The organism is Catenulispora pinistramenti, assembly GCF_018274385.1.
Lineage (GTDB): Bacteria > Actinomycetota > Actinomycetes > Streptomycetales > Catenulisporaceae > Catenulispora > Catenulispora pinistramenti.
The window spans coordinates 34,535-60,950 of the sequence record NZ_JAAFYZ010000038.1; the positions used below are offsets into that span (position 1 = coordinate 34,535).

A 26,416-nucleotide genomic window follows, 5' to 3' on the forward strand; every position below is an offset into this window, starting at 1 on the left:
CTTGCCTTGGCAAGTCACGCGAGTTGCCTGGGCAAGTATGATGGGCCGCATGGACACTCCGTCACCCTGGCTCGACGACGACCAGCAGGACCTGTGGCAGGCGCTGCTCACCGTCGTCATCGCCCTCCCGGTAGCCCTCGACCGTCAGCTGCAGCGCGATGCCGGCATCTCCAACTTCGAGTACGGCGTGCTGGCCCGCCTGTCGATGGCCGACGCGGCCACGATGCGCCTGGGCGACCTGGCCCGGGACTTCGGCAGCACCCTGCCCCGGCTGTCGAAGGTGATGGACCGCTTCCAGGCCCGCGACTGGGTCGTGCGCCGGCCCGACCCGGCCAACGGCCGGTACACCCTGGCCACGCTGACCGACGCCGGCCGGCAGCAGCTCGCCGCGAGCGCACCGGAACACGTCGCGCAGGTGAAGCGCCTGGTGTTCGATCCGCTCAGTGCCGCGCAGCGCCGACAGCTCGGCGCCGGGCTCACGCGCATCGCCGCCACCGTGCGCCAGGAGCTCGAAGGAGGGTGAGCGCCGGGGAGGACGGCGGTGGGGATGGTTCGGCTCAGTGGGATGGTTCGGCTCAGCCAATCGGTGCGCTCGGAAACTCGCGATTGTTCCCCGGCCGGGCCGACGGGAGGCTCGTACCGTCCACCCGGCACCACAGAAGAGGCCCGATGAGTATCGCCGCAATCGCAGGAACCCCCGTCGTCGACGAGATCTCACAGCGTGACCCGGATCTGGTCAGCGCCGGTGGCAGCAGGACGTGGTCGGCGCGCGGCCGGAACTTCGTGGTGGCGATCACCGAACTGGAAGCGGGCGACCGCCTCGCCGAACACGATGTGCCCGACGAGTTCGTGCTGCTTGTCCAGGACGACGCGGAAGTAAGCGTGGAGCACGAGGGTCAGGCACCTGTGTCCGTGTCCGAACCCGCACTCGTCGTGGTGCCGGCCGGTACCAGCGCTGTGCGCGCAGCGACGCCGACCACGGTGGTCCGGGTGTTCACCGCCCGCGACGGGAAGCAGACGAGGCACGCCGAAGCAGGCAAGGCCGACAGCGACGGAATCCGAATACATCGGCTGCGCGATATACCGGACGAGGAAGGACGCCTCGGCCGGATCTTCCGGACCTCATCGCTGATGGTGAACTGGTTCCCGGTGCACGAGGGACCACGCGACACCGAACGGCTCTCGCCGCATTCCCACGAGGACTTCGACCAGATGTCGGTGACCCTCCTCGGAGACTACGCCCACCATCTGCGGGTCCCGTGGACTCCCCGGATGAGTGAGTGGCGCGACGACGAGCACGTCCAGGTCGGCAGCCCCTCGATGACACTGATCCCGCCGACCGTCGTGCACACCACCCGCGCCGTGGGCGAGGGACCGCACACGCTCATCGATGTCTTCGCCCCGCCGCGCGAGGACTTCCTCGCCAAGGGCTGGGTGCTCAACGCCGGCGAATACCAGGGAGCCCAGCTGTGAGGGGCGATCCGTTCCCCCGGCTCGGAGCCTGGGTCAAGCTCCCCGCGCCGGAGAGCGTCGAGCTGCTCGCGCTCGCCGGATTCGACTTCGCCGTGATCGACGCCGAGCACGGCGCGATCGACACCCGCACGATGTCGACCATGATCGGGCTGGCCCGCGGCTGCGGGCTCGCACCCTTCGTGCGGGTGGCCGGCACCGCACCGCGCGACGTCCAGGTACCGCTCGACGCGGGTGCGGCCGGCTTGCTCGTCCCGCAGATCGAAGACGCGGACCGGGCCCGGGACGCGGTGCGCGCGAGCCGGTTCCCCCCGCTGGGAGGACGCGGGGCCAGCACCTCCGGCCGAGCAGGCCGATGGGGGCTGGAGGCCCTCGGTGACTACCTGCGGACAGGCAATGAGGACGTCCGCCTCGTCGTCCAAGCCGAGAGCGCCGGAGCCCTCAAGGCGATCGCCGAGATCGGCGAGGTCCCCGGCGTCGACGCGGTCTTCATCGGCCCGACCGATCTCGCGGTCTCCAGCGGGTTCGGGGAGAACGACAGCGCTCTGGCCGACCTCATCGGGGCGGCCGAACGACGCTGCGCCGAACATGGCATCACCCTGGGGACCACGGCCTCCGGCAACGCGGCGGAACTGCTGGACAGCCGGGGATACAGCTTCCTCATCCTGGGGGCCGACACCACGATGCTGCGCCAGGCCGCGCACACGTTGGTCAGCGCTGTCCACACCGCCACGACAGGAGCCGACCGGTGACCGCCGACGCTCAGACCGGCGACGGACAGCAGACCCTCACCCTCCTGCACACCCAGCTGTCGATGCTGGTGACGGCACTGTGGTTCGAGATCGACCACCGCGACGGTTCAGCGGCCTCCGGCTTCTTCACCCCCGACGCCGAGCTGACGTTCTCGCGCCGGACCTTCCGCGGCACCGACGAGATCAACGGCGTGTACAGCGACCGCGCCGCACGAGGGCCGCGGGTCTCACGCCACCTGACGTCCGACTTCCACATCCTGCGTCAGGAGGCCGACCTCGTAGAGGCCGTATCTGTCCTCGTGCTCTACGCGCAGGACGGAGAACCTCCCATACCGACGACCGTTCCGGTACTCGTCGCCGACGTATCCGACCGCTTCGTCCGGGTCGGCGAAGCGGAAGGGGAGGCTCGCCGGTGGCTCATCGCTTCCCGGCGGATCGAGAACCGCTTTCTCCTGCCGGGCGACGTCCTCGCCGTCCCTACCGAGTAAGGAGCCACATGCCACGCCACCGACGCCCGGAAGACTTCCCCCTGCCGACGGTACGCAGCGAGCTGCCGATCGCAGACTCCCATCTGTTCGACGACCTGCTCCCACCGGAGGCGGCCTTCGAGCTGACGGCTGGTCTACGCCGCCATCTCGATCCCTATGTCGGCGTCACGGAGAACGGCACGCCGCGCCCGGGCCTCTACCGTCTCGACGGTGCCGGGACGTCCCCGCACTCTGCGGTCAAGGCCGCTCAGGCCTATCTCGAAGGCTTGGCGCCGCACCAGCGGGTGGTCGGCGCCCTGCCGATGGACGCCCCGGAATGGCGGCTGTGGACGAACGCGATCCCGACCTGGCATCCGAAGGGCATGCGCCTGGAACGGCTCGCCGCTGATGACCGGGAGCGTGCACTAGCCGTTGTCGAGGCCAGCCTCAGCCCGGCCGGCTACGCCCAAGTGCGAACGGCGATGGCGCTCAACGAGAACCTGGGCGAGCTCATTGACGACTACCGGGACACGCTCACGGAGTTCGCCTACTGGTTCACGGTGTTCGGGACGCCGTCGGCGGATTCCCCGTGGGGATGGCAGCTGATGGGTCACCACGTGGACCTGCACTGCGTGTTCGTCGGCGGGCAGACGGTTCTCGCCCCCGTGTTCCTCGGCGCCGAGCCGGCGACCGGGACGGGGCGGTTCGAAGGCTTGCACGCCTTCGGCGACGAGACCGACGTCGGCTTGGCGTTCCGCCGCACCCTGGAACCCGACCGGGAGAACGAGTTCCTTCTCGGATCGTCGCTGCGCGCCGAAGACCTCCCGCCCGAGCTCGCCGGGCCGTGGAACGGACGGCATCTCGCCGGTGCGGGCAGTGACAACCTCATCCTGCCGCCCGAGGGAATCGTCGCGGCGAGCCTGCCGCCCGACCAGCGCGACGGGCTGGTGGGGCTGATCCGGGTCTACCTCGACCGCCTCCCGGCCCCGCAGGCCGAGCGCACCCTGGCACTCGTCCGTGAGCACTTCGACCAGACGCGGTTCGCCTGGCGCGGCGGTCACGACGACGAATGCGCCTTCTACTACCGGATCCACTCCCCCGTGCTCCTGGTCGAGTACGACAACCACCCCGGTGTCTTCCTCACCAATTCCGAGCCGGCCCGCTTCCACGTCCACACCATCGTGCGAGCGCCCAACGGCAACGACTACGGACGCGATCTCCTCGCCCAGCACTACCGGCTTCACCACAGCGGTCAGGGGGCTGGCTGACAGCACACGAGGAGCAGCAGGGGTGCTCCCTGGTTCCAGGCCGGCGGCCACTTCGGGGTTGAGGACGGCGTGCCGGCTCCCGGCCTCGATGTCGCGCCAGATGCGCTGCAACGGGTTGGATTCGCCGAAGCTCGAAGCCCCCTGGGCCGAGCACACGATGCGGACCGCCTCACGCGCGTGGACCGCCGCCATCCCGGCGTCCATCCGCATCCGTGCTCGCGCATCGTAGTCGGGGAACACCCCGGCCAGCGCCCCCTCGTCGATGTCGGCCGCCGCGCGGTAGGCGTGCAGTTGGGCGGAGTCGGCGAGCGCCGCCGCGTTCGCGGCGGCGAGCTGGACGGTGGGTGCCTCGGCCTGGGAGGCGTAGCTCGTCAGGGTCAGGCTCCGCCGCGGGGCCCGCTCGATCAGCAGGTCGACGGCGGCGGCGGCCAGCCCGAGCTGGGGCCCGGTCAACACCAGCGCCGTGACCGGCACGAACGGGGCCCGGTAGAGCGCCTCGTCGGCGAAAGGCGTGGCGTAGCGGCCCTCGACGGCGTCAGGGATCGAGTGGAAGCGGTGCGCGGGCACGAAGAGGTCTTCGCCGACGAGCGTGTTCGACGCGGTCCCGCGCATGCCCGTCACGAACCAGGTGTCCTCGACGGTCAGCTCCGACATCGGCGCGAGCACGATGCCGACGGCGTCCGCCGTGCCCTCCGCGTCCGGCCGGGTGACCCCCAGGACCGCCCAGTCGGCGTGGACGCACCCGGAAGCCGGGGCCCACCGCCCGGTCACCCGGTACCCGCCCTCCACCACGCGCGCGGTGCCCGAGGGGGTCACGACGCCGGCGACCCGCGCGTGGGGGGTGTCGGCCCAGACGTCGTCCTGGGCCCGGGCGGGGAACAGCCCGACGAACCACGCGTTGGCGTTGAGCAGTGAGGTCAGCCAGGCGGTGGATCCGCAGGCGCGCCCGACTTCGCGGCCGACCTCCAGCAGCGTGCGGAAATCGGTCTGCAGACCGCCGTACCGGGCCGGCTGCATCAGCGAGAGCAGGCCGGCCTCGGCCAGGGCGTCGATGTTCTTCGCGGGCACCCCGCGCTCGCGGTCGGTCAGATCGGCGTTGCCGGCGAGCACAGGTCGCAGCGTGGCGGCCCGCTCGACGAGGTCGGCCCGCAATGCGCGGGCAGCGTCGGTGATGTGCGGAACGTCCATGGAGATACTCATCGTCGTGACTCCGGTGTCAGGGTTCTTACGGGACAGGTGTCAGCTCGCGACAGCGAGACGGGAATGCGTGCCGAAGACCCGGCGCGCGTAGACCAGCGGCGCCGTGGAGGTCGGCTCCGCCTCCTCGACACCCACGACGAGCAGGACATGGTCACCGCCGTCCACGTGGCGTTCGACGCGTCCGGCCGTCCACCCGGCGGACTCCGGCAGGTAGGGCAGTCCGGCGCGGACGCTCCAGGCGACACCGTCGAACTTCAGGCCCGGTCCCCGGCTCCGGCGCGCGAACGTCGAGGCCAGCTCCTGCTGGTGGGCACCGAGGATGTTCACCCCCACCCGCTCCCCCGGCTGGAGGTGGGCCAGCAGTGCCGAGGAGCGGTCCAGGGCGAAGCTCACCAGCGGCGGGTCGAGCGAGAGCGAGGCGAAGCTCGACACGGTGCTGCCGTGCGGCCGTCCGTCGGCGCTCGTCGCCGTCACCACGGTGACGGGGGCGCACACCCCGCTCATCAACTCGACGAAGGTCTCTCGGTCGATCATTGTCCGCCTCCCGGTGCGCTCGAATCGGTCAGTCGGTGTGCGCGGCCTGGTCGATCACCACGTCCGACAGCACGAAGTCAACTCCGGCGCACCGGGCGGCTGCTTGGTCTGCCGGCTCAGAATCCCGGCCGCCCGTTGGTCTGCCGCGGCAGGAGTACCGCGTCCCCGAATTCCTCGGCGAGCGCCAGGGCGGCGTGCAGAGCGAAGCGGCGATCGTCAAGGTCGTGTCCCAGCACCTCTTGGGCCCGCTTCACGCGATAGGTGACGGTCCCCCGTGCCACATGCAGCCGGCGGGCGACCTCCACGAGGCTGCGCTCGGCGCCGAGGTAGTGGTAGAGCGTGGTCCGCAGCGCTTCCATCGGCGCGCCGCGGACGCAGAGCCCGCCGAGTTCCCGGCGCACGAACTCACCGGCCGCGTCGAGATCGGTGGCCAACAGCGCGACGGCGGCGACGTCGCCGTATGCCGTCGCAGGCCTCGGAGCCCGCCCGGCCTCGCGCCGCAGCTGCTCGACCCGCTCCCCGCGCTCGGCCTCGCGGTGCGAGCGGCGAAAGCCCGCGACGCCGTCGCCGGAGGTGCCGAAGGCCGCCTGGATGCGCTGGCTGGACAGTGTCTGCACGACGGTCTCCCAGGAACCGGTTCGGCGCGCGCCGTCCCGGGGAACGGTGCCCCAGGCCCACAACCGTCCCGAGGCCACCGGCACGACCAGTGTCGTCGTGGCGCCTCGGGCCCGGAGCACCTCGATCGCCGCCGCCCGCAGTCTGGGACCGTCGTTCGCCGAGTCCGACCACGCCACCACCGCCTCGTGGGTCCGTCGCAGGTCGTATCCGAGGACCCGCGAGGCCTCGCCGACGTCCGCCGCGGCACCGCTGAGCAGGGAACGGACGATGTCGGCCCGCGCCGCGGCGGCACTGGTGCTCCACACCTCGTGCTCCACGAGGTAGGCGCGGATCATCGCGTCGGAGAGGTCGTCGACGTAGGAGAACAGCTCGCGGGAGATCGCCGTGACCTCATCGGCCCTCGCTCGCGGGTCGACCAGCTCCACGCACGCCCGCAGGAAGGCCTCGGTCGTCGCGGCGTGCCCGACCCGGACCCCGTGGAGCACCTGTTCCAGCGGTATGCCCCGGTGAACGAACTCGCGGATGCCGACCAAGGTGGCCTCGCCGGTGGGCGGGCCGGCCGCCTGGCCTTCCACCAGGGCGACCAGCGCCCGCACAGTGGTGACTTCGTTGCCTGCGCGGAGCATCTCGACGGCGGCCGAGCCGCCGCCGAGGGCCGGCACCTCGCCGAGGATCCGCCCCACGACCGCCGAACTGAGCTCCATCGCCCAGCGCACGGGATCGGCACCGACGCGCGCGACGGCGTCCTCGATGATCTCGCGGGGGCAGGCCGCCTGGTCGAGATCGACCTCACGGTGCGGGCCCAGCCGCGCGAGCCAGGTTCGCCGCGGCCACCGACCGGTCTGGGTCACACTCGCCCTCCCTGGGGCTACGATGTCGCGCTGGAGTCCGCGGCCAGGGCGGATGTGGTGCACTAGAATTCTCAGTCCGATCGAAGGGCTGATCAACGACGGGCTGCCGAAGCCACCGTTCGGCCGAGCCGAACGATGAGGTGCGGCGGGAGGCGGGCAGTGAACCTACGTCAGATGGAGTGCTTCCTCGCGGTCGCGGACGAACTGCACTTCCGGCGGGCCGCCGACCGTCTGCGACTGGCTCCGCCCAGTGTCAGCGAGGCCGTCGCGGGCCTGGAACGCAGCCTCGGCAGCCGACTGGTCGACCGTACGAGCCGCCAGGTGCGGCTGACACCCTTCGGCGCCGAGTTCGCCGCCGCGATCCGACAACCGATCGAGGCGCTGTACCAGGCCCACCGGAGCGCGCGCCTGCGCTCGGCCCACCACCGCGACCTCGTCGTCGCCCACACCCCGGAACTGGGACAGCTGCTCCTGCCACGACTGGTCGAGGCCTGGCCCGCCACCGCGGCCGACGACGAAACCCGGAGCCGGTGGCGTCCAGTGCCCATGCACACCCCCGAGCAACTCGCCGCCGTGGCGAACGGCGAGGTGGACATCGGCCTGTGCTGGTCGGTCCCCGAGCAGCCGGGGATCGCCAGTGCCGTACTCGGCGAGTTCCCGCTGGTCGCCGTGCTCCAGGTGTCGGACCCGCTGGCGAGCCGCCGCGAAGTGGCGCTCGCCGACCTGCGCGGCCGCCAGATCCTGACCACGCCGCGTACCGACAACCCCTACCTCGACAGCCAGTTGCAGGCGGACATCACCCGGGCCGGCATCGCCCGAACCCACCTGGAGGAGGTGGGACGCTTCGACGAGCTGGCGGTGCACGTGGCCACGCGCGGCCATGTGGGCATCCACCCCGGGCCGATCGTGTTCACCGGCCCGGTGCCCGCGGTGACGTTCCGCCCGATCTCCGACGCCTCCGCCGGCGTCCGGATCTGCGCGATCAGCCACGCCGAGGCTCGCAGCGATTCCATCGCGGCGCTCCTGGCGTGCCTGCGGTCGATCGTCGTCTCGCTCGACATCGCAGACCGGCTCACTTGACGCTCCGCGGCCCGGCCCATCCGTCCGGCCGCTCCGGTCCACGCGCCAAGAGATTCCGGCATGCTGCACGACCGAGTCGTCCGCGCCGCCGACGTCGACCGGCTGGCCTCGATGATCATGCGCGGCAACGCCGTCGATCTCTACCGGCTGTGAGCCGAGTCGCCGGTGTCCGGTCAGAGCCCGTGGCCATCGTCCGACCACTGAAACGGTAGAGCGACCCACTCACCCGTTTGTATCGCCGGCCAGGTGCGGTGGCCGTGCCGAGGTTAGACATGATCTGTGGCAACTCAGCGGACCGACGAGGCCGGCGGGAACCGTGCGGGCGCTGCCGCCAAGTCCGCGCCGATCCACTTCATCGTCGAAGTGCTTCGGGGACAGGCGCAGGTGGACTTCATGCCCAGCGCGCTGTGCGGGGTGTTCTTCGCCGTCGCCCTGTTCGTCTCCGGCTGGCGCTACGGCTTCTACGGGCTCCTCGGCACCGCTTTGGCCACCGGCACGGCGATCGTGCTGGGCGTCAACCGGGACCGGGTCGCCGCGGGGCTGGAAGGGTTCAACGGATGCCTGGTCGCGGTCGGCTTCGCGGTCTTCCTCGGCGCGGACCACGCCTCGACCTGGCTGCTCGCCGCGGCCGGCGCGATCACCGTCACCGTCGTGACCGCCGCCTTGGACCAGGTGCTGTCGACGTGGAACATCCCGACCTTCACGGCACCTTTCTGCATCATCGCGACGGTCGTGATCGTCGCGGCGCCGGGGTTCCGGCGCATATGGCACAGCGATAAGAACCTCTCGGCGTTTCCCGGTGTGGCGACCGGTAGGACCGCTCTGACCTGGCACGACATCTGGCACGCGTTCCTGGGCAACGTCGGGCAGATCTTCTTCATGCCCCAGTGGTACGTCGGCCTGCTCTTCCTGCTGGGCATCTTCGCCGCGAGCCGGCTGGCCGGCGCCATGGCCTGTCTCGGCAGCGCCGTCGGGATCCTGGTCGCCTGGACGCTCGGCTCACCGGCCGACAGCGTGGCCCAGGGGCTGATGGGCTACAACTCCGTCCTGGTCGCCATGGCTCTGTGCGGGGTGTTCATCAAGGTCAATGGCTGGAGCGTCGCCTACGCCGTCCTCGGCGCCGCCGTCGCGACCGTGCTGACCACGGGGATGGGCAACTTCACCAGCACCTTCGGCGGGCATGCCTTCACCTGGCCCTTCGTCCTGACCGCGCTGGCTTTCGTCGCCGCGGTCCCCTCCTTCCCCCGACTCCGGCGGACCTGACCGGATCTGACCTGACCGGATCTGACCTGACCGGACCACCCCCGAATGTGAGGCGAGCATGAACCTGTCCCCCCGCGAGATCGACAAGCTCTACATCTACGTCGTGGCAGACCTCGCGGCCAAGCGCCGGGCCCGCGGTGTGAAGCTGAACTACAGCGAGGCGTGCGCGCTGATCAGCGAGGCCATCTTGGAGGGCGCCCGGGACGGGAAGAGCGTCGCGCAGTGCATGGAGATCGGCAAACAGGTCGTCTCGGCTGGCGACGTCATGGACGGCGTGCGGGAGATGCTCCCGCTGCTGCAGGTCGAGGCCGCGTTCATGGACGGCACCAAGCTCGTCTCCTGCCACGACCCGGTCGGTGCTTGACGGTGAGCGCCCCGGCCGTGGAGCTCACCGCGCAGGCCACGGTCGTCCTCGTCGGCGGACACGAGAGCGACCGTGGCGAGGCGCTGCACGCGCTGGCCCAGGACAGTCCGCTGACTCGGGCCCGCGCCTGCGGTCAGGAGCTCGAAGAAGCTGTCCGCGCCGCACTCATCACCTCTGAGCTGCCGGTCTGCGTCGTGCCGATGACGCTGGGCCGCGACCCCGAGCTGGTCGCGGACACCGCCAGGACGCTGGCGTGGGTGGCCCGAACCACAGGGCCCCCGCGCATCGCGCTGGCTGAGCCCTTCGGGACCGCGGAGCATCTCATCGGATGGCTTCGGGCCGCGGCGGGCCGGGCCGCCGTCGGCGCCGCCGGGGCCGCCGGGGCCGCCGGGGCCGACCCGGCCGACGTCGCGATTCTGGTGACCGCGAACCCCGCGAACCCCTTCGACGACGCCGAACTGTTCCGGATCGCGCGCCTGGTCCAGGTGCAAGGGCGGGCACCGTGGGTGGACGTCGCGTTCCACGGGGGCGATCCAGACGTCCAGACCGGCGTCGATCGTTGCCGGCGACTCGGCGCGCGCCGGGTCGCCTTGGTGCCCGCCGGGTTCGCTCCGGCGGGCGGGACCGAGGTGGCGGCGGCCGAGGCGGCCGGAGCGGTCGACGCCGGTCCGCTCCTGGCACCGTCCGCGATCTCCGGCGTGCTCGCCGCGCGGATCCAGGCCGCCGTGGACCGGCTGCGAGCCGGTGACGACGGGATCGCCGCGGGACTGGACGCGGAGCACGGTCACGGCCACACCCACTCCCATACCGACGGACCGGCCGCCCACGGCCATACCCACAGCCACAGCCACGCATCAGGACACTGACCACCGACCGCAGGAAGGGACGAGCACGATGTCAGGTGACTCAAGATACATCTACGGCGACGAGCCGGTGGAGATCAACGCGGGCCGCAGGAAGGCCTCGCTCACCGTCCACAACACCGGCGACCGGGCCGTCCAGGTCGGTTCGCACTACCACTTCTTCGAAGCCAACCGCGCCCTGGACTTCGATCGCGACCAGGCCTTCGGCATGCACCTGGACCTGCCGGCCGGCACCGCCGTCCGCTTCGAGCCCGGCGACACCAAGGAGGTGGCGCTCACCGAATACAGCGGTCACAAGCGGCTGGTGGGCTTCAGCGGTCTGACCGACGGCGGCGTCAACTCCACCGACACCCGTGGCAAGGCGTTCCGCAACGCCGTCGAGCGCGGCTTCCGCGGCGCGCGGCTGGAAGACCAGGAAGGTGAGCGCTGATGGCCACGCTGCCCCGCAAGCAGTACACGGACCTGTTCGGTCCGACCGTCGGAGACCGCTTCCACCTGGCCGACACGAACCTGGTCGTCGAGGTGGAGAAGGACTACAACGTCGGCCACTACGGGGATGAGGCCGTCTACGGCGGCGGGAAGAGCATCCGCGACGGGATGGCCCAGGATCCGCTGGCCACCGCCGCCAACGGCGCGCTCGACACGGTGATCACGAACGTGGTCGTGATGGACCCGATCCTGGGCGTCGTCAAGGGCGACATCGGGATCAAGGACGGCTTCATCGCCGGGATCGGCAAATCCGGGAACCCGCACACCCAAAGCGGTGTGGACCCGGCTCTGGTGATCGGCCCGGGCACCGAGGTGATCTCCGGCGAGCACCTGATCGCCACCGCCGGCGGCATCGACTCCCACATCCACTTCATCTCCCCGCAGCAGGCCGAGGCCGGCCTGTCCAACGGCATCACGACCCTGATCGGCGGCGGTACCGGCCCCTCGGACGGCACCAACGGCACCACCTGCACGCCGGGGCCGTACAACATCGGCTGGATGTACCAGGCCGTCGAGGGCCTGCCGGTGAACGTCGGGCTGCTCGGCAAGGGCAACGGCTCGCTGCCGTTCTCGTTGCGCGAGCAGGTCGAGGCCGGGGTGTGCGGGCTGAAGGTGCACGAGGACTGGGGCACCACCCCGGCCGCGCTGTCGTGCGCGCTGGACGTCGCCGACGAGTACGACGTCCAGGTGGCGGTGCACACCGACACGCTGAACGAATCAGGGTTCTTCGAGGACACCCGCTCGGCGATCGACGGCCGCACCATCCACACCTTCCACACCGAGGGCGCCGGCGGCGGCCACGCCCCGGACATCATGCGGGTGGCCGGCGAGCCGAACGTGCTGCCGTCCTCCACCAACCCGACGCTGCCGTACACCGCCAACTCCGTGGACGAGCTGCTGGACATGGTGATGGTCTGCCACCACCTGTCCCGCGACATCCCCGAGGACGTCTCCTTCGCCGACTCCCGGGTGCGCGCCGAGACCATCGCCGCCGAGACGGTCCTGCACGACGAAGGCGTCATCTCGATCTTCTCCTCGGACTCCCAGGCGATGGGCCGGGTCGGGGAATCCTGGACCCGCGCGTTCCAGACCGCGCACCACTGCAAGGACAAGCGCGGCAAGCTCGACGGCGACAGCGAACGCAACGACAATCACCGGGTCCTGCGTTACCTGGCGAAGATCACCATCAACCCCGCCATCGCGACCGGTACCGCGCAGCACATCGGCTCGCTGGAGACCGGGAAGCTGGCCGACATCGTGCTGTGGCCGATCACCTCCTTCGCGGCCAAGCCCAAGATGGTCATCAAGGGCGGCGCCATCAACTGGGCGCTGATGGGCGACCCCAACGCCTCGCTGCCGACGCCGCAGCCGGTCTACTACCGGCCGATGTTCGGCGCCTTCGGCAAGGCCAGGCAGGCCACCCGTGTCTCGTTCATGTCCAAGGCCGCGATCGAGCTCGGCGTGCCGCAGCGGCTCGGCCTGGACAGCAAGGTGCTGGCGGTCCAGAACTGCCGCTCGGTCGGCAAACAGCACATGGTCCGCAACGACGCGCTGCCGAAGATCGTGGTCGACCCGGAGAACTACAAGGTCACGCTCGACGGGGTGCCCGCCACCATCGAGCCGGCCCGTGAGCTGCCGCTGAACCAGCTGTTCTTCCTGGCCTGAGCCCGATGGTCACGACGACGGCGACAACGCGGGCCGGCCTGGACGCGTTGCTGGTGAGCCTCCAGCTCACGGACTCGGCGTTCCCGAGCGGCTTCTACACGCTCTCGCACGGGCTCGAGGGCTACGCGCAGGCCAAGGCCGTGACGGCGGAATCGCTGCCGGCGCTGCTGGCCGATCTGCTGCGGCACTCGGTCGGCCCGGCCGACGCCACCGCTTTGGCGGTGGCGCATCGGGCTGTCCGCGGCGGTGACTGGGACCTCGTCATGGACGCCGACCGGCGGCTGCACGCGACCAAGCTGAACCGGGAGCTGCGGCAGGCCTCGACGCGCACCGGACGGCAGCTGCTGGACCTGGCCGGGGAAGTCCTCGACGGTGCCGGCATCAGCCGGTACGCCGAACTGGTCGCCGCCAAACGCACGCCGGGTTCGCAGGCCGTCGCGCTCGGCGTCGCCTACGCGGCGGCCGCAGTCCCCGTCGAGCAGGCGGTGACCGGCGATCTGTTCGCCTTCTCGTCGAGTTTCGCCGGCGCGGCGCTGCGCCTGCGGCTGACCGACTTCCGCAAGGCGCAGGTCCTGCTGCGCGCCATGGCGCCGGTCATCGCGGAGGTCGCCGGAGCCGCGCTCGGCCGCGACCCGGCCGACATCGGCGGCTGTGTCCCGGTCGCCGACGTCATGTCCGGACGCCACGAACGAGCCCCGGCCCGGCTGTTCGCCAGCTGAGCAGCACCCGGCCACCCATCGCAACCAGCAAGGAAAGGCAATCCCCATGGCGGACAGCGTTCTGCGGGTCGGCATCGGCGGCCCGGTCGGCTCCGGCAAGACAGCCCTCATCGAGGCCCTGGTGCCGATGCTCATCGGCGGCGGGCACCGGCCCGCGGTCATCACCAACGACATCTACACCCAAGAGGACGCCGCACACGTCCGCCGGACGCTGGCCGGCGTTCTGGACCCCGAACGGGTCGTCGGTGTGGAGACCGGCGCGTGCCCGCACACGGCGGTGCGCGACGACCCGACCATGAACCTGGCCGCCGGCGCCGAGATGCTGGACCGCTTCCCCGACGTCGACACCCTGCTGTTCGAGTCCGGCGGCGACAACCTGACCCTGACGTTCAGCCCGGCCCTGGTCGACATGTTCCTGTTCGTCCTGGACACCGCCGAGGGCGAGAAGATGCCGCGCAAGGGCGGACCCGGCATCACCGAGTCCGACCTGCTGGTCATCAACAAGGTCGACATCGCGCAGTACGTACGGACCGACCTGGCCGTGATGGAGTCCGACGCCTACCGGGTCCGCGACGGCCGACCGGTCGCGCTCACCAACTGCCTGACCGGACAGGGCCTGGAGGCCGTCGCCGACTTCCTCGACAGCTTCCGCAAGGTCCCGGCATGACGGCGACCGCCGAAGCCGGACCGGAGGCGGCACCGATGCCTCAGCCTCAGCCGCCGTCCGTCGAACGCCGACTCCGCCCCGAGCACTACGAACCGGCGCGGGTACCGCCGGAGGTGCTCCGCCACGCCGGCCGCCCGGACACCCTGGCGGTCGGAAGCCCGGGCAAGGTCGGCGTCCTGGAACTCGGCTTCCAGCGGATCGGCGGACGCTCCGAGTTGGTCACGCACTACCAGAAGTCGCCGCTGCAGATCATGAGGCCGCTGTACATCGACCCGGCCCGCCCGGACCTCGCGTTCGTCTACCTGATGTCGACCGGCGGCGGGGTCCTGCAAGCGGACCGGCTGCGCACCGACCTGGACTGCGGCGCGGACACCGCCGTCCACTTCACCACCCAGGCCGCGACCAAGGTCCACCGCATGGACTTCGACTACGCCACGCAGATCGTCAACCTGCGGGCCGGACCGAACTCCTACGTCGAATACCTGCCCGAGGCGATCATCCCGTTCGGCGGATCCCGCTTCTATCAGCACACGGTGATCACCGCCGATCCGTCCGCGACGGTCCTGGCCGGCGAGACCGTCCTGGCCGGACGGCTCGCCCGGGGCGAGCGCCACGGCTACGACGCCTTCGCCTCAGACCTCGAATTCCGCCGCCCGGACGGTGAACTCCTCGCTCTGGACACCGTCCGCCTGGAGCCCGCCGGGCTCGGCGTGACCGGGCCCGCGGTGCTCGGCGGGCACGACATCATGGCGACGCTCTTCGTCGTCACCGCGGTCGCGGACGCCGCGGCGGTCGCCGACACCCTGCACGATGCCCTGGCTGATGCGGATGTCCGGTACGGCGTCAGCGTCCTGCCCGGCGACTGCGGCGCCTGGGTGCGGATTCTCGGCGACCTCTCCCCGGCCGTCAACGAAGCGACGCGCCGGGCCTGGGACGCGGTGCGCCAGCTGGTGATCGGTGCCCCCGCGCCGGACCTCCGGAAATCGTAGACCCGAGCAGAGAGAAGCAGCCCTGACATGCCGCGCGCCTTCGATTCGGGAGACACCGCCTGGCTGCTGGCCAGCACCGCGATGGTCCTGCTGATGACCCCGGGCCTGGCCTTCTTCTACGGCGGGATGGTCCAGACCAAGCACGTCCTGGTGATGATCAAGATGAGCTTCGCCTGTCTGGCGGTCGTCACGGTGCTGTGGCTGGCGGTCGGCTACACACTCGCCTTCGGCACCGACGTCGGCGGCGTCGGCCTGATCGGCAACCTGGACCACGCCTTCCTGCGCGGCATCGGCCTGACCACCCTGCACGGCAGCGTCCCCACGATCCTCTTCTCCTGCTTCCAGATGTCGTTCGCGATCATCACCGTCGCGCTGATCAGCGGGTCCATCGCCGGGCGGGCGACGATGCGCGGCTGGCTGTGGTTCGCGGTGATCTGGGCCCTGCTGGTCTACGTGCCGCTGGCGCACTGGGTGTTCGCCCCGGACGGCTGGGTCACCGGACACCTGGGCGCGCTGGACTTCGCCGGCGGCCTGCCGGTGGAACTCAACTCCGGTGCGGCCGGCCTGGCCGTGGCCATCACGCTGCGCAGGCGCAAGGACTTCGAGCGCCGGCAGGTGCGGCCGAACAACCTGCCGCTGGTCGTCATCGGCTTGGCCCTGCTGTGGTTCGGCTGGTTCGGGTTCAACTCCGGCTCGGCCCTGCAAACGGCCGGCGTCGCCCCGGTCGCGTTCCTGAACACCCAGCTGGCGGCGGCCGGGGCGATGATCGGCTGGCCGCTGATCGAGCGGTGGCGCCTGGGCCGGGTGGAGATGCTCGGCGTCGCCTCGGCCGCCGTCGCCGGGATGGTGGCGATCACGCCGTCCTGCGGGGAAGTGGACCCGGTCGGAGCGCTGGTCATCGGCTTCGCCGCCGGCGTCGTGTGCTGCTTCGCCGTCAACATGAAGTACAAGATCCACGTCGACGACACCCTGGACGTGGTGGGCGTGCACGGCTGGGGCGGCATCGTCGGCGTCCTGTCCATCGGCGTGTTCGCCACCACGCAGGTCAGCGGCAAGAAGGGGCTCTTCTACGGCGGCGGCCTGGACCTGCTGTGGCGGCAGGCCGTGGCCGTCCTGGCCTGCGGGGCCTTCTCGTTCCTCGCGACCTGGCTGATCGCGCAGGCCGTCGACCGGACGATCGGGTTCCGGACCCGCGAGATCTACCAGGACGTCCCCGGCCAGGACGCGGAGATCGCCTACGACACCGAGACCCTCGACCAGATCCGCCGGCGCCTGGGCCCGCCGGAACCGGCACCGGCCCGGGCCGGGACCGGGACCGGTTCGGCGGCCGGCGACGCCGAACTGCTCGAACAGGTCGTCAAGGTCCTGGACCAGCGGGAGCTGGAGAAGTGACCCACGAAGCGAAGCACAAGGACGAGGATGAGGGTGCCAGCTCATGACCAGTGACTTCGGAACCGGGAACACCGCGTGGCTGATGGTCGCCACCGCCATGGTGCTGCTGATGGCGCCCGGTCTGGCGTTCTTCTACGGCGGCATGGTCAAGACCGGCCAGGTCATCGCGATGCTCAAGATGTGCTTCGGGTGCGTCGCGTTCGTCACGGTCATCTGGTTCGCGATCGGCTACAGCCTGGCCTTCGGCCCCGACGTCGGCGGCGCGGGGGTGATCGGGGACCTCAGCCACTCCTTCATGATCGGCATCGGCCTGACCACCAGGACCGGATCGGTCCCGACCATCTTGTTCGCCCTCTTCCACATGATGTTCGCGATCGTCACCGTCGCCCTGATCAGCGGATCGGTCGCCGGCCGCGCGACGATGCGCGGCTGGATGGTCTTCGTCTGCTTCTGGACCCTGCTCGTCTACGTCCCGATGGCGCACTGGGTGTTCGACCCCGACGGCTGGATCCACAAACAGGTCGGAGCGGTCGACTTCTCCGGCGGCACCGTCGTGGAACTCGGCTCCGGCGCCGCCGGACTCGCCCTGGCCGCGGTCGCGGGCAAGCGGGAGGACTTCGAACGACAGCCCATCCGCCCGCACAACCTCCCGCTGGTCGTCATCGGGCTGTCGCTGCTGTGGTTCGGCTGGTTCGGCTTCAACACCGGCTCCTCGCTGGAGGTCCCCGGCGGGGCGGCGATGGCCCTGGTCAACACCCAGATGGCGGCGGGCGCGGCGATGATCGGCTGGGCGGTCACCAGTTGGTGGCGCAAGCGCGAGGTCGGCCTGCTGGACATGTGCATGGGTGCGGTGACCGGCATGGTCGCGATGACCCCGGCGGCCGGCGACGTGACCCCGACCTGGGCCGTCATCATCGGCTTCCTGACCGGCCTGACCTGCGCCGTCGCCGTCAGCTGGAAGTACCGCCTGGGTGTGGACGACACCCTGGACGTGGTCGGCATCCACGGCTGGGGCGGGCTGTTCGGCATGGTGATGCTCGGACTGGCCGGCACCGGCGTGCTGTCCGGACACAAGGGCCTGTTCTCCGGCGGCGGCTGGTCCCTGGTCGGACGGCAGCTGACCGCCGTCGTCGCCATCGGCCTGTTCTCCTTCGTCATGACCTCGCTCATCGGGAAGGTCGTCGACCTGACCGTCGGGCTGCGCCTGCCCGGCGGCACGATCGACGAGGAACAGGCCTACGAGGGCGACGTGTCCGAGCAACTGGCCGGGCTGGCCGACTCGATCCGCGGGACCGGCGAGGAACCGACCGAAGCCGGCGCGGTGCTGGCCAGGCTTCGAGAAGTCATCGCCCACGGCTCGAAACCGTCCTCGGGGACGTAGGCGGCCCCGCTCGATCCGTTCACCGCCGACGCCGCGGGACGATCAGCGGATCTGCAGGACCACCTTGCCCGCGGCGGCGCGTTCGGCCAGTTCCAGGACGGCCGCCGAGGCGCTGTCCAGGTCGTGGATCGACCCCAGAACCGGATCGAGCGAGCCGTCCGCGAGCAGCGGGAGGAGTTCGTCCCACTGCTCGCGCGGGTATTCCGGTCGCGCCATCCAGTACGCGCCCCAGCCGACGCCGACGACGCTGATGTTGTTCAGCAGCAGCCGGTTGACCTTGACGGTGGGGATCTCGCCGCCGGTGAAGCCGATGACGAGCAGGCGCCCCTCGACGGCGAGGCTGCGCAGCGAGTCGGTGAAACGCTCGCCGCCGACCGGGTCCACGACGACGTCGACGCCGCGGCCGCCGGTGAGGTCGGCCACCGCCGCGCGGAACCCGTCGGCCGGAACGGTGTGGTGGGCTCCGGCCCGGCGGGCCGCCTCCGCCTTGGCCTCGGTCGACACCACGGCGATCACCCGCGCCCCGAGCGCGCGGGCCAGTTGTACGGCGGCGGTTCCGACGCCGCCGGCCGCTCCATGGACGAGCACTGATTCACCGGCTCGCAACCCGCCCCGGCGGACCAGAGCGAAATGCACGGTGAGGTAGTTCATCGCGAGCCCGGCCCCGGCCGTGAACGACAGGTTCTCCGGCAGCGGGAAGACGAACCCGGGATCGACGGCGACCTGTTCGGCGAAGCCGCCGAAGCCGGGAAAGGCGGCGACCCGGTCGCCTTCGCCGAAGCCGGATCCCGCCGGCGCGCGGCGGACGACCCCGGCCACCTCGCAGCCCAGCGTGAACGGCGGCTCGGGCTTGATCTGATACTCGCCTCGGGTCAGGAGCACGTCCGGGAAGGTGACCCCGGCCGCGTGCACGTCGATGAGGACTTCGGTGTCGTTCGGCCGGGGATCGTCGACCTCGGCGATGACGATCGAGCCGGGGCCGTCGAGCCGGGTGACCTGTGCAGCGCGCATACTTCGGATCCGTCCTGTCGGTAGGTGGGCGTCAAGCGGCATTGAGGACCGCACGGCACCGGTGTTCAAGGTAGGCCACGGCGAGCCACAAGTCCTTGCACGCCGGGGTCCGGCTCAGCCCATCTTGGCCACGAAGCGCAGCGGAACGTGGCGGATGACGAAGCCGAGGGGGATCCAGGGCCAGCCGGGGACCTTCGCCTCCGCACGCTCGGCCTCGATCGCCTTGACCATCGCCCGCACACCCTTCTCGGTCGACACCGTGAGCGGCATGTCCGCCGAGCGGGAACTCAGTTCGGAGGCTATGTAACCGGGCAGGATCGTCGACACCTTGATCGGGGTGCCGACCAGGTCCGCGCGGATCCCCTCGGCCAGCGCCGAGATCCCGGCCTTGCTGGCGGCATAGGTCGTCAGATTGCGGGGCAGGCCCCTTACGGCGGTCATGGACGAGACGACCACGAGGTGGCCGGCCTGCTGAAACCGGAAGATCTCCAGCGCGGCCTCGCACTGCGCCAGCGCGGCGACGAAGTTGGTCTGGGCGGTCTGCACATTGGCCTCGAAGCCGCCGGTGCCGATCGGCCGCCCCTTGCCGACTCCGGCGTTGACGACGACCCGGTCCAGCCCGCCGAAGTCGTCGCGGAAGGCTTGGAAGACCTCGAAGACCCGCGCGTGGTCGTTGACGTCCAGAGCCCGGACCGCGACCTTGATCCCCGGGTGCGCGGCGAGGAGTTCTTCGCGCAGCAGGTCCAGGCGGTCGGTACGGCGCGCGCACAAAGCCAGGTCGCGTCCCTTGGCGGCGAAGTCCCGGGCCATCTGCTCCCCGAGCCCGGAACTGGCGCCGGTGATGAGTATGCGCTTGCGAACGCTCATGAGTGGTTTCCCTTGTCGATCCTGCGTCTTGCCATCGGACGGGTAAGCCTCAGAAGGTGAGGACGATCTTGCCGACCTTGCCGCCGCCGGCGAAGTACTCGTAGGCATCGGCGACCTGGTCCAGCGGGTAGGCCGCGGCCAGTGGCACGTGAACGCGTCCCGCGCTCACGGCCGGCAGCACATGCCGTTCGACCTGCCGGGCCAGCAGCGCCTTCTCCTCCAGGGAACGGGTGCGCAGGTTGGTCCCGACGATGCTGGCGCGCCGGTACACCAGGTCGATGAGATCGAGGTCGGCGTTGAAGCCGCCGCCGACCCCGATCACGACGATGCGGCCGCCGGTGGCCAGCGACTGCAGGTCGGTGGCGATGTTCGGGCCGCCGACGAGTTCGAGGATCACGTCGTAAGGCCCGCCGGAGGTGAAGTCATCCGGGGCGATCACGTCCGCGCCGAGGGCGGCCACCGCGGAGCGGGACTCGGGATTGCGGACGGTGGCCGTCACCCGCGCGCCGATGGCGACGGCGAGCTGGACGGCGGCGGTGCCCACGCCACCGGCCGCGCCGTGCACCAGCAGGTGATCCCCGGCCTGGAGCCCGCCCTGGTTGAACAGCGCGTCGTAGGCGGTGGAGAACACCTCGGGAAACGCGCCGTCCTGCGGGCTGTCCAGATTCTCGGGGACGGGCATCAGCTGACGCTCGTTCACGACCGCCAGCTCGGCCTGCCCGGCACCGGCGACCAGGGCCATCACCGGGTCCCCGAGCGTGAAGCGGCTGACGCCCGGCCCGATGCCCGCGACCACGCCGGCCAGTTCCAGACCCGGGATGTCGTCCGGGACGCCGGAGCCGGGCGGCGGCGGATACAGGCCGATCAGCTGCGCCTGGTCGGCGCCGTTCAGCCCGGCGGCGCGGACGCGGACCAGGACCTGTCCGGCGCCCGGTGCCGGGTCGGGGTGCTCGGCGACGACGATCTTCCCGTCGCGGATGGTGGCGGCGCGCATGGCGATCTCCTGACGTCGGGGGTGGCCGGGACGTGCCGCCGATCGCGGTGTAGCCGCCCTCACCTGCGGATGTGTACAATGCCCACATTAAAGAGAGGATGTGTGCAGTGTCAACATCGAAGCCCGGCTACCACCACGGCGACCTGCGTGCCGCGTGTCTGACCGCGGCGCTGGAGCTGCTGGCCGAAGGCGACGCCTCGACGGTGTCGCTGCGCGCGGTGGCCCGGCGCGCGGGCGTGTCGCCCAACGCGCCCTACCGCCACTACCCGGACAAGGACGCGCTGCTGGCGGCGATGGCCACCCGGGGATTCCATGATCTACGCGACGCGCTGATCCACGCCGACACCCAGGCCGCGGACGAGGACAGGTTCGTCCTGATGGCCCAGGCCTACGTCGGCTTCGGCATCGGCAACCCGGCGCTGTTCGGACTCATGTTCGGGCACCCCTGCAGCCGCAACCATCCGGAGACCTCGGCCGCCGCCGCCGAGACGATGGCGGTACTCGCCGAACGAGTCGGCACCCTCGTCCCGGCCGAGCAGCACGATGCGTTCCTGACCGGCGCCTGGGCCCTCGTCCACGGCCTGGCCGCGCTGGTCATGGACGGCAAACTCGCCGCCGACGACCGGTCGGCGCTCGACGCCATGATCCGCTCAGTCGTGGAGACCATGCTCGGCAGGGTCGCCCACTGAATCTCTCATTGCGGCCCTCGGCGCGGCGGAACTAGCGGCGGAACCACAAGGGAGGAGTCACCGCGCTCTGGACGCCGTCATCGCGGCCCCGACGATCCCCGCGCTGTTCCGGAGCGTGGCGGGAACGATCTCGGCCCTGATCCCCTCGATGAGCGGCAGGAACCGGTCGGCCTCGCGGCTGACGCCGCCGCCGATGATGAACAGGTCCGGGGAGAAGAGCATCTCCACGTGCGCCAGGTACTTCTGAACCCGGCGCGCCCAGTGCGCCCAGCTCAGCTTCTCGTCCTCCTTGGCCTTGGACGAGGCGTGCGTCTCCGCGTCGCGGCCGTGCAGTTCCAGATGACCGAGCTCGGTATTGCGAACGAGCCGGCCGTCGGTGAAGACCGCGCTGCCGATACCGGTCCCGAAGGTCAACAAGATGACCGTGCCGTCGCGGTCCCGCCCGGCCCCGAAGGCCATCTCGGCGATACCGGCCGCGTCGGCGTCGTTCAGCACCGTCACGGGCAGCCCCAACCGGGCACCGAGCAGCGCATGGGTGTCCAGGCCGATCCATTGCTTGTCCATGTTGGCGGCCGTGCGGGTGACACCGCCGGTGACGACGCCCGGGAACGTCATGCCCACCGGCCCGGTCCACCCGAAGTGGCCGACCACCTCGGCGACGGCGTCAGCCACGGCGTCGGGAGCGGACGGCTGCGGCGTCGCGACCTTGTAACGCTCCTCCGCGAGCTCTCCGCTGTCCAGGTCCACCGGAGCACCCTTGATCCCGGACCCGCCGATGTCCACACCGAAGATCTGCACGGACTCGACGATAGAGCCGGACGCCGACGGCCGCAGCCGGGATGCGCGGTGCGTCCATCCCGAACTGTTCTTTCGCCGAGGGCTTTCACCCGACATGCCCCGTGATGAGCTCATAGAAGATCGGCTCGCCGGTCGTCGTGACCCGGTGCTGGAACCGGGTTCGTTCCGTCACCACCAGAGCGCCGTCGGCCGCCAGCCGCTCGACGGCGACGCCGAACCCGTCCGGATCCGACGCGGCCAGCCACCGCTCATCGATGGTGAAGGCCGCGGGCGCGCCGGCCGGCAGGACCGCGAGTGCGTTCTCCAGCGCCTTCGGCGTGGCATGCGTGCCACCGAACGCCCCTGCCGACACCAGGCCGTCGAACGCATAGGGGCGTAGCGCCACGCTCAGTGCGTCACCAAGCAAGAAGTCGCCCACCACGTAGTCGGCGTAGACGCCCGGCCGGTCGCGCAGACTCGCCGCGCGCGCCGCCGGCAGCGAGTCGACCCCGACGACCCGGGCCACACCGCCGCGCCGCACCAGCTCGCCGACCAATCCCGTGCCGGCACCGACGTCGAGGACCGTCATCGAACCCGGATCCAACCCGCGCCGCACGGCCGTCCTGAGGAAGCCCTCCGCCGCGACCTGCGGCGATCTGCACCGCAGCCGTTCCTGGACGACGTACTCGTACAGGCCGGGCACGGCATACACCCGCTCGTACTCGTGCAAGTGCACTACATCGTGCTCGCTCAACGCTATGTACTCGCCGTCAGCTTCCGGCGGCCCCAGCAGACGGACACCCGCAAACGCATCAGCCATGACCATGACACTATGCGACCGTGTCCGGATCTCCCGTGCCCGTGCCCGTGCCCGTGCCCGACCGCTCCCGAAGCGCCGCCCGCAGCGCGGACTCGATATCCGCGTCACGAAATCGGAACCCGGCCGCCGACAACCGCTCGGGCAGAACCCGCAAACTGCCCAGCACCTCCGGCCCCATCTGCCCGACGCCGATACGCAACGCCCACACCGGCAACCGCAACCGCGCCGTCTTGCCAACGGCCGAAGCCAGCGCCCGGGTGAAGTCAGTTGCTCGAAGTGGAGCCGGAGCCGACAAGTTGTAGGGGCCTTCGGCCTCCGGACGCTCGGCTAGAAAGCGGACAGCCTCGACCGCGTCGTGCAACGAAAGAAAGCTCCAATAGGCCCGCCCCGACCCCAAGGTCGTGCCCAAGCCGAACCGGAACGGCGTCAACAGCCGCGGCAGCAAACCGCCGGCCGCCGACAACACCAAGGCGGTCCGCAGGTGACAGACCCGCACACCGGCCTCGGTGGCCGGCCTGGTGGCAGCCTCCCACCGCGCGGTGACCAGCGGCAGAAACCCGTCGGTTCCCGCCGCGCTCGCCTCGGTGAGTTCCTCGTCCGCGCGCTCGACGCCGTAGTACCTGATCCCGGACATCGAGACCAGGACGGGCGGTGGTGCGGCGGCCCGCGCCGTCATCGCGGCCAGCGCCGACGCGGTGCCGATCCGGCTGGACGCGATCAGTTCGCGATAGCGGGCATCCCAACGCCGGTCGCCCAGTGGCGCGCCGGCCAGGTTGATCACCACGTCAGCGCGGTCGACCAGGTGCGGATCGGGGCGACCCGGATCCCACTGTGCCTCATCAGGGCCCTGTGCCGGTCGACGGACGAGGCGGACCACCTCATGGCCGGCAGCCCGATAGGCCGTACAGAGGGCGCCGCCGATCAGCCCGCTGGACCCGGCGACGACTACCCGCACCTACCCGCGCCCGACACTGGCCACCAGCGTGAGCACGAACCCGGCCCCGACCAGCAGCCAGATCGCCCGTGCGCTCCTGCGCAGCTTGCGACGGAAGTCCGGACGCTCCTGCGCGAGCGCGAAGACCCGCGCCGGCCAGTGGCGCCACGACACGTGCACGAACACGGCGGTCGCGGCCACGTCCAGGACGAGCGCGATGCCGTAGACCACCCGCGACCCCGACCACGGGCCCACGGCGATCACCGCCGAGGCGCTGGCGATCAAGGTCGCCGCCATCGCCAGGACTCGCCAACGATTGCCATGAGCGAGCACCGTGAGGAACTCCTCCAGCTGGTCATCCTCGCGGAAGAACCGAGCACTCCGAGGCTGTACAACCGCGAGACTGTAGGTCATGGAGCCGGTCCACACCGCGGCCGGCAGGAGATATACGGCTTCGAGGATCACGATCGGCACAGTACGCCATCGGCCCATGTCACAGAAGGCGAAGCCCTGGTAAGAGGGTTGTCCGGGCTGGGGGCGGCACACCAGGGCGGGGTCGTTCAAGTGGCCTACTCAGCATGAAGCAGGCTACTCCCCGTCCATATGCTGGCAATATGGACAGCCAGCCGTCGTACCCCGACCCGCCCGAGCAGGGACAGGGCCCATACGGCACGCCCGGCTACCAGGGCATTCCGCAGGCGCCGCCCGTCCCGCCCGGCGGATACCCGGCCCAGCCTCCGGCGGCCGTACCGCAGGGCATGCACTACGACCCGAACACCGAGCTGACCCTCCCCGACGGCGTGGAGCTCGCCAGCGTCGGCCGACGGATCGGGGCCTACTTCCTGTCCCTGGTGCTGATCGTCGTCACCCTCGTGATCGGATACGTCATCTGGGGCTTGATCGCCTGGAGCAAGGGACGCAGCCCAGCCCTGCAGGTACTCGGCATGCGCTGCTGGAAGCCGGCGGACAACCGGGTAGCCGGCTGGGGCACGATGGCCCTGCGCGACGTCGTCGGCGGTATCGCCCAAGGAATCCTCGGCTTCATCACCGGCCTTGTGTCCTTCATCCTGTTCGTCAGCGGCAGGCAGCACAAGTCGATTCCCGACTGGGTGGGAAGCACGGTCGTCGTCCACGACCCGGGCAAGGCCCTCGATAGCTGGCAGCGGGACTGGTGACTCAGCCCGGGTAGTGCCGTTTCGGGCAACGTTTGCCTGGGAGTTCGCGCTTTGTTCGGGAGTCCGCGACGTGGTTCGCGATGTGGTTCGCGATGTGCCGTCGCCGGGTGGGATCCGTTGGCGGGTTGAGTCTGCTGGGGCTGGCGTTTGTGGGCCGGGTTGCGGTTGGGGTGTGGGTTGAAAGGCGATTTTTACGGCCTTCGGTCATAGTTGTGCCGGTTCGGGGTTCGGGGCGGCGGGTGTGTTTGTCGGCTGCCGGTTTTCGCGTTCACAACCCCGCCCCACCTCAGGCCTCTTCAACTCCGGCAAGTCAGAGCAAGGACAAAGGCCAGATCAAGAGCAAGATCAAGAGCCACAAGCAAGATCAAAGTCAAGGGCTGTGATGAAGGGCCGGGCCTCCGGCGGGCCTCGGCAACCTCAGGGAAACTAGCGCGGTTCCCTCGGGTGGCCGGGTGAGTCTCAGCGGCTGCGGTCCCTGAGGTGGTGCGGTCCGTTCCCCTCGGTCGCGTCGTCAGCCCGGGGGGTACAGCACCGGTGTCCGGGGGTAAAGTCCGCGCGCGGCGGTTGTGCAGGTAGGCGGCGGTTTCGCACGGCGCGAACTTGACCCCCGGCCACCGGCACTGTAGGCGAAGCCCTGCCGACGCGACCGAGGGGAACGAACCGAAAACCAGCCGGAGAAGTGCAAAGCAGGGGGTGCGGTACCGGCGGCTCGGCGAGCACGGCCGCCAGTCAGGGTACTGGCAGCGCGGCAGTCCCGAAGGTGCGCATTCTGGGCTGGCGAGCTCAGCCGCTGGTCTGGGGGCTGGCAGTGCAGCAGTCCCGAAGGTGCGCATTCTGGGCTGGCGGGCGCAGGCGCAGGCGCAGGTGTGGGCACGGGCTCGCCTGGCCGCCGAGATCGCCGCCGCCGCATGACAGATAGACCTGGCCACCAAGGCATGCCGCCTACCGCACCCGGGCATGTTCCCGACCAACCGACCACCGGCCCGCCGCCCACACCCTCACCGGCAGCCGCAGCAGCCAACCGGTGTCCTCGTTCCCTGCGTTTTGTATTTCTCCGGCTGGTTTTCGGTTCGTTCCCCTCGGTCGCGTCGGCAGGGCTTCGCCTACAGTGCCGGTG

General features: G+C 70.5%; 27 protein-coding genes and 1 pseudogene. 18 read left to right on the forward strand and 10 right to left on the reverse strand.

What is annotated here, in order from left to right; genetic code table 11:
- The first annotated feature begins 49 nt into the window (after positions 1–49).
- From KGQ19_RS13930 to KGQ19_RS52745, 5 genes are all read left to right on the forward strand, one after another.
- Positions 50–523 (forward strand): MarR family winged helix-turn-helix transcriptional regulator, encoded by a 474-nt coding sequence (locus KGQ19_RS13930; protein WP_212009541.1) that lies wholly within the window; start codon positions 50–52, stop codon positions 521–523.
- Positions 524–669: 146 nt separating this feature from the next.
- Positions 670–1,473: a cupin domain-containing protein gene (locus tag KGQ19_RS13935; protein WP_212009542.1), complete on the forward strand. Its 804-nt coding sequence runs from the start codon at positions 670–672 to the stop codon at positions 1,471–1,473.
- A complete protein-coding gene (locus KGQ19_RS13940) occupies positions 1,470–2,222 on the forward strand; it encodes an HpcH/HpaI aldolase family protein (RefSeq protein WP_212009543.1) in 753 nt (250 codons plus the stop codon). The genes KGQ19_RS13935 and KGQ19_RS13940 overlap by 4 nt, the downstream gene beginning before the upstream one ends.
- A complete protein-coding gene (locus tag KGQ19_RS13945) occupies positions 2,219–2,710 on the forward strand; it encodes a nuclear transport factor 2 family protein (RefSeq protein ID WP_212009544.1) in 492 nt (163 codons plus the stop codon). The genes KGQ19_RS13940 and KGQ19_RS13945 overlap by 4 nt, the downstream gene beginning before the upstream one ends.
- Positions 2,711–2,718: 8 nt before the next feature.
- Positions 2,719–3,957: a DUF3500 domain-containing protein gene (locus KGQ19_RS52745; protein WP_368862097.1), complete on the forward strand. Its 1,239-nt coding sequence runs from the start codon at positions 2,719–2,721 to the stop codon at positions 3,955–3,957.
- A gap of 66 nt (positions 3,958–4,023) precedes the next feature.
- Here the strand turns inward: KGQ19_RS52745 and KGQ19_RS52750 are convergent.
- The 3 genes and pseudogenes from KGQ19_RS52750 to KGQ19_RS51855 form a co-directional block, all read right to left on the reverse strand.
- A pseudogene (locus tag KGQ19_RS52750) lies at positions 4,024–5,157 on the reverse strand (acyl-CoA dehydrogenase family protein); the annotation flags it as partial.
- Between the two features lie 39 nt (positions 5,158–5,196).
- Positions 5,197–5,691: a flavin reductase family protein gene (locus tag KGQ19_RS13955; RefSeq protein ID WP_212009546.1), complete on the reverse strand. Its 495-nt coding sequence runs from the start codon at positions 5,689–5,691 to the stop codon at positions 5,197–5,199.
- Between the two features lie 116 nt (positions 5,692–5,807).
- The gene (locus KGQ19_RS51855) at positions 5,808–7,160 is read right to left on the reverse strand and encodes a PucR family transcriptional regulator (protein ID WP_212009547.1); all 1,353 of its coding nucleotides are present in this window, start codon (positions 7,158–7,160) and stop codon (positions 5,808–5,810) included.
- 159 nt (positions 7,161–7,319) lie between these two features.
- On the opposite strand from KGQ19_RS51855, the gene KGQ19_RS13965 reads away from it, so the two are divergent.
- The 11 genes from KGQ19_RS13965 (at position 7,320) to KGQ19_RS14015 (ending at position 18,032) form a co-directional block, all read left to right on the forward strand.
- Positions 7,320–8,240 (forward strand): LysR family transcriptional regulator, encoded by a 921-nt coding sequence (locus tag KGQ19_RS13965; RefSeq protein WP_212009548.1) that lies wholly within the window; start codon positions 7,320–7,322, stop codon positions 8,238–8,240.
- Positions 8,241–8,519: 279 nt separating this feature from the next.
- Positions 8,520–9,503, forward strand: coding sequence for an urea transporter (locus KGQ19_RS13970; protein ID WP_212009549.1), 984 nt, complete (start codon positions 8,520–8,522; stop codon positions 9,501–9,503).
- A gap of 58 nt (positions 9,504–9,561) precedes the next feature.
- Positions 9,562–9,867 carry an urease subunit gamma gene (locus KGQ19_RS13975; protein WP_212009550.1) on the forward strand — a complete coding sequence of 102 codons (306 nt, stop codon included), beginning with the start codon at positions 9,562–9,564 and terminating at the stop codon, positions 9,865–9,867.
- A gap of 2 nt (positions 9,868–9,869) precedes the next feature.
- Positions 9,870–10,733 (forward strand): hypothetical protein, encoded by an 864-nt coding sequence (locus KGQ19_RS13980; RefSeq protein ID WP_212009551.1) that lies wholly within the window; start codon positions 9,870–9,872, stop codon positions 10,731–10,733.
- A 28-nt stretch (positions 10,734–10,761) separates the two neighbouring features.
- A complete protein-coding gene (locus tag KGQ19_RS51020; RefSeq protein ID WP_212009552.1) occupies positions 10,762–11,160 on the forward strand; it encodes an urease subunit beta in 399 nt (132 codons plus the stop codon).
- Positions 11,160–12,884, forward strand: coding sequence for an urease subunit alpha (ureC, locus tag KGQ19_RS13990; RefSeq protein ID WP_212009553.1), 1,725 nt, complete (start codon positions 11,160–11,162; stop codon positions 12,882–12,884). Before KGQ19_RS51020 ends, ureC begins: the two co-directional genes overlap by 1 nt.
- A gap of 5 nt (positions 12,885–12,889) precedes the next feature.
- Positions 12,890–13,603 carry an urease accessory protein UreF gene (locus KGQ19_RS13995; RefSeq protein ID WP_212009554.1) on the forward strand — a complete coding sequence of 238 codons (714 nt, stop codon included), beginning with the start codon at positions 12,890–12,892 and terminating at the stop codon, positions 13,601–13,603.
- A gap of 46 nt (positions 13,604–13,649) precedes the next feature.
- A complete protein-coding gene (gene ureG / locus KGQ19_RS14000; protein ID WP_212009555.1) occupies positions 13,650–14,270 on the forward strand; it encodes an urease accessory protein UreG in 621 nt (206 codons plus the stop codon).
- On the forward strand, positions 14,267–15,259 hold the full coding sequence (locus tag KGQ19_RS14005; RefSeq protein WP_212009556.1) for an urease accessory protein UreD: 993 nt from the start codon (positions 14,267–14,269) through the stop codon (positions 15,257–15,259). Before ureG ends, KGQ19_RS14005 begins: the two co-directional genes overlap by 4 nt.
- A 27-nt stretch (positions 15,260–15,286) precedes the next feature.
- Positions 15,287–16,651, forward strand: a complete 1,365-nt coding sequence (locus tag KGQ19_RS14010) for an ammonium transporter (RefSeq protein WP_212009557.1) — start codon at positions 15,287–15,289, stop codon at positions 16,649–16,651.
- A gap of 43 nt (positions 16,652–16,694) precedes the next feature.
- Positions 16,695–18,032: an ammonium transporter gene (locus KGQ19_RS14015; protein WP_212009558.1), complete on the forward strand. Its 1,338-nt coding sequence runs from the start codon at positions 16,695–16,697 to the stop codon at positions 18,030–18,032.
- Positions 18,033–18,074: 42 nt separating this feature from the next.
- Here the strand turns inward: KGQ19_RS14015 and KGQ19_RS14020 are convergent, their stop codons facing one another.
- The 3 genes from KGQ19_RS14020 to KGQ19_RS14030 all read right to left on the reverse strand — a co-directional run bounded on the left by KGQ19_RS14020 (position 18,075) and on the right by KGQ19_RS14030 (position 20,904).
- Complete coding sequence (locus KGQ19_RS14020; protein WP_212009559.1) at positions 18,075–19,043, reverse strand: NADPH:quinone oxidoreductase family protein; 969 nt, start codon at positions 19,041–19,043, stop codon at positions 18,075–18,077.
- A 114-nt stretch (positions 19,044–19,157) separates the two neighbouring features.
- Positions 19,158–19,910 (reverse strand): SDR family oxidoreductase, encoded by a 753-nt coding sequence (locus KGQ19_RS14025; protein WP_212009560.1) that lies wholly within the window; start codon positions 19,908–19,910, stop codon positions 19,158–19,160.
- Between the two features lie 49 nt (positions 19,911–19,959).
- Positions 19,960–20,904, reverse strand: a complete 945-nt coding sequence (locus tag KGQ19_RS14030) for a zinc-binding dehydrogenase (RefSeq protein WP_212009561.1) — start codon at positions 20,902–20,904, stop codon at positions 19,960–19,962.
- Positions 20,905–21,011: 107 nt separating this feature from the next.
- Here KGQ19_RS14030 and KGQ19_RS14035 point away from each other — a divergent pair, with 107 nt between their 5' ends.
- Positions 21,012–21,593: a TetR/AcrR family transcriptional regulator gene (locus KGQ19_RS14035; RefSeq protein ID WP_212009562.1), complete on the forward strand. Its 582-nt coding sequence runs from the start codon at positions 21,012–21,014 to the stop codon at positions 21,591–21,593.
- Positions 21,594–21,650: 57 nt separating this feature from the next.
- On the opposite strand, the gene ppgK is transcribed toward KGQ19_RS14035, so the two are convergent.
- The 4 genes from ppgK to KGQ19_RS14055 form a co-directional block, all read right to left on the reverse strand.
- On the reverse strand, positions 21,651–22,391 hold the full coding sequence (gene ppgK / locus KGQ19_RS14040; protein WP_307856417.1) for a polyphosphate--glucose phosphotransferase: 741 nt from the start codon (positions 22,389–22,391) through the stop codon (positions 21,651–21,653).
- Positions 22,392–22,476: 85 nt separating this feature from the next.
- Positions 22,477–23,190 (reverse strand): methyltransferase domain-containing protein, encoded by a 714-nt coding sequence (locus tag KGQ19_RS14045; RefSeq protein WP_212009564.1) that lies wholly within the window; start codon positions 23,188–23,190, stop codon positions 22,477–22,479.
- Positions 23,191–23,200: 10 nt separating this feature from the next.
- Positions 23,201–24,145, reverse strand: a complete 945-nt coding sequence (locus KGQ19_RS14050) for a TIGR01777 family oxidoreductase (RefSeq protein ID WP_212009565.1) — start codon at positions 24,143–24,145, stop codon at positions 23,201–23,203.
- The gene (locus KGQ19_RS14055; protein ID WP_212009566.1) at positions 24,146–24,589 is read right to left on the reverse strand and encodes a hypothetical protein; all 444 of its coding nucleotides are present in this window, start codon (positions 24,587–24,589) and stop codon (positions 24,146–24,148) included. It lies immediately after the preceding gene.
- A gap of 149 nt (positions 24,590–24,738) precedes the next feature.
- On the opposite strand from KGQ19_RS14055, the gene KGQ19_RS14060 reads away from it, so the two are divergent.
- Complete coding sequence (locus tag KGQ19_RS14060; RefSeq protein WP_212009567.1) at positions 24,739–25,299, forward strand: RDD family protein; 561 nt, start codon at positions 24,739–24,741, stop codon at positions 25,297–25,299.
- The last annotated feature ends 1,117 nt before the right edge of the window (positions 25,300–26,416 follow it).

What these genes read in the sequence shown, in the direction of transcription:
- KGQ19_RS14020 (WP_212009559.1), bottom strand. Translation starts at nt 19,043, where the DNA reads ATGCGCGCTGCACAGGTCACCCGGCTCGACGGCCCCGGCTCGATCGTC.
- KGQ19_RS13995 (WP_212009554.1), top strand. Translation starts at nt 12,890, where the DNA reads ATGGTCACGACGACGGCGACAACGCGGGCCGGCCTGGACGCGTTGCTG.
- KGQ19_RS13930 (WP_212009541.1), top strand. Translation starts at nt 50, where the DNA reads ATGGACACTCCGTCACCCTGGCTCGACGACGACCAGCAGGACCTGTGG.
- ureC (WP_212009553.1), top strand. Translation starts at nt 11,160, where the DNA reads ATGGCCACGCTGCCCCGCAAGCAGTACACGGACCTGTTCGGTCCGACC.
- KGQ19_RS52745 (WP_368862097.1), top strand. Translation starts at nt 2,719, where the DNA reads ATGCCACGCCACCGACGCCCGGAAGACTTCCCCCTGCCGACGGTACGC.
- KGQ19_RS51020 (WP_212009552.1), top strand. Translation starts at nt 10,762, where the DNA reads ATGTCAGGTGACTCAAGATACATCTACGGCGACGAGCCGGTGGAGATC.
- KGQ19_RS14025 (WP_212009560.1), bottom strand. Translation starts at nt 19,910, where the DNA reads ATGAGCGTTCGCAAGCGCATACTCATCACCGGCGCCAGTTCCGGGCTC.
- KGQ19_RS13935 (WP_212009542.1), top strand. Translation starts at nt 670, where the DNA reads ATGAGTATCGCCGCAATCGCAGGAACCCCCGTCGTCGACGAGATCTCA.
- KGQ19_RS14030 (WP_212009561.1), bottom strand. Translation starts at nt 20,904, where the DNA reads ATGCGCGCCGCCACCATCCGCGACGGGAAGATCGTCGTCGCCGAGCAC.
- KGQ19_RS14015 (WP_212009558.1), top strand. Translation starts at nt 16,695, where the DNA reads ATGACCAGTGACTTCGGAACCGGGAACACCGCGTGGCTGATGGTCGCC.
- ureG (WP_212009555.1), top strand. Translation starts at nt 13,650, where the DNA reads ATGGCGGACAGCGTTCTGCGGGTCGGCATCGGCGGCCCGGTCGGCTCC.
- KGQ19_RS13975 (WP_212009550.1), top strand. Translation starts at nt 9,562, where the DNA reads ATGAACCTGTCCCCCCGCGAGATCGACAAGCTCTACATCTACGTCGTG.
- KGQ19_RS14060 (WP_212009567.1), top strand. Translation starts at nt 24,739, where the DNA reads ATGGACAGCCAGCCGTCGTACCCCGACCCGCCCGAGCAGGGACAGGGC.
- KGQ19_RS13955 (WP_212009546.1), bottom strand. Translation starts at nt 5,691, where the DNA reads ATGATCGACCGAGAGACCTTCGTCGAGTTGATGAGCGGGGTGTGCGCC.
- KGQ19_RS14045 (WP_212009564.1), bottom strand. Translation starts at nt 23,190, where the DNA reads ATGGCTGATGCGTTTGCGGGTGTCCGTCTGCTGGGGCCGCCGGAAGCT.
- KGQ19_RS14010 (WP_212009557.1), top strand. Translation starts at nt 15,287, where the DNA reads ATGCCGCGCGCCTTCGATTCGGGAGACACCGCCTGGCTGCTGGCCAGC.
- KGQ19_RS14005 (WP_212009556.1), top strand. Translation starts at nt 14,267, where the DNA reads ATGACGGCGACCGCCGAAGCCGGACCGGAGGCGGCACCGATGCCTCAG.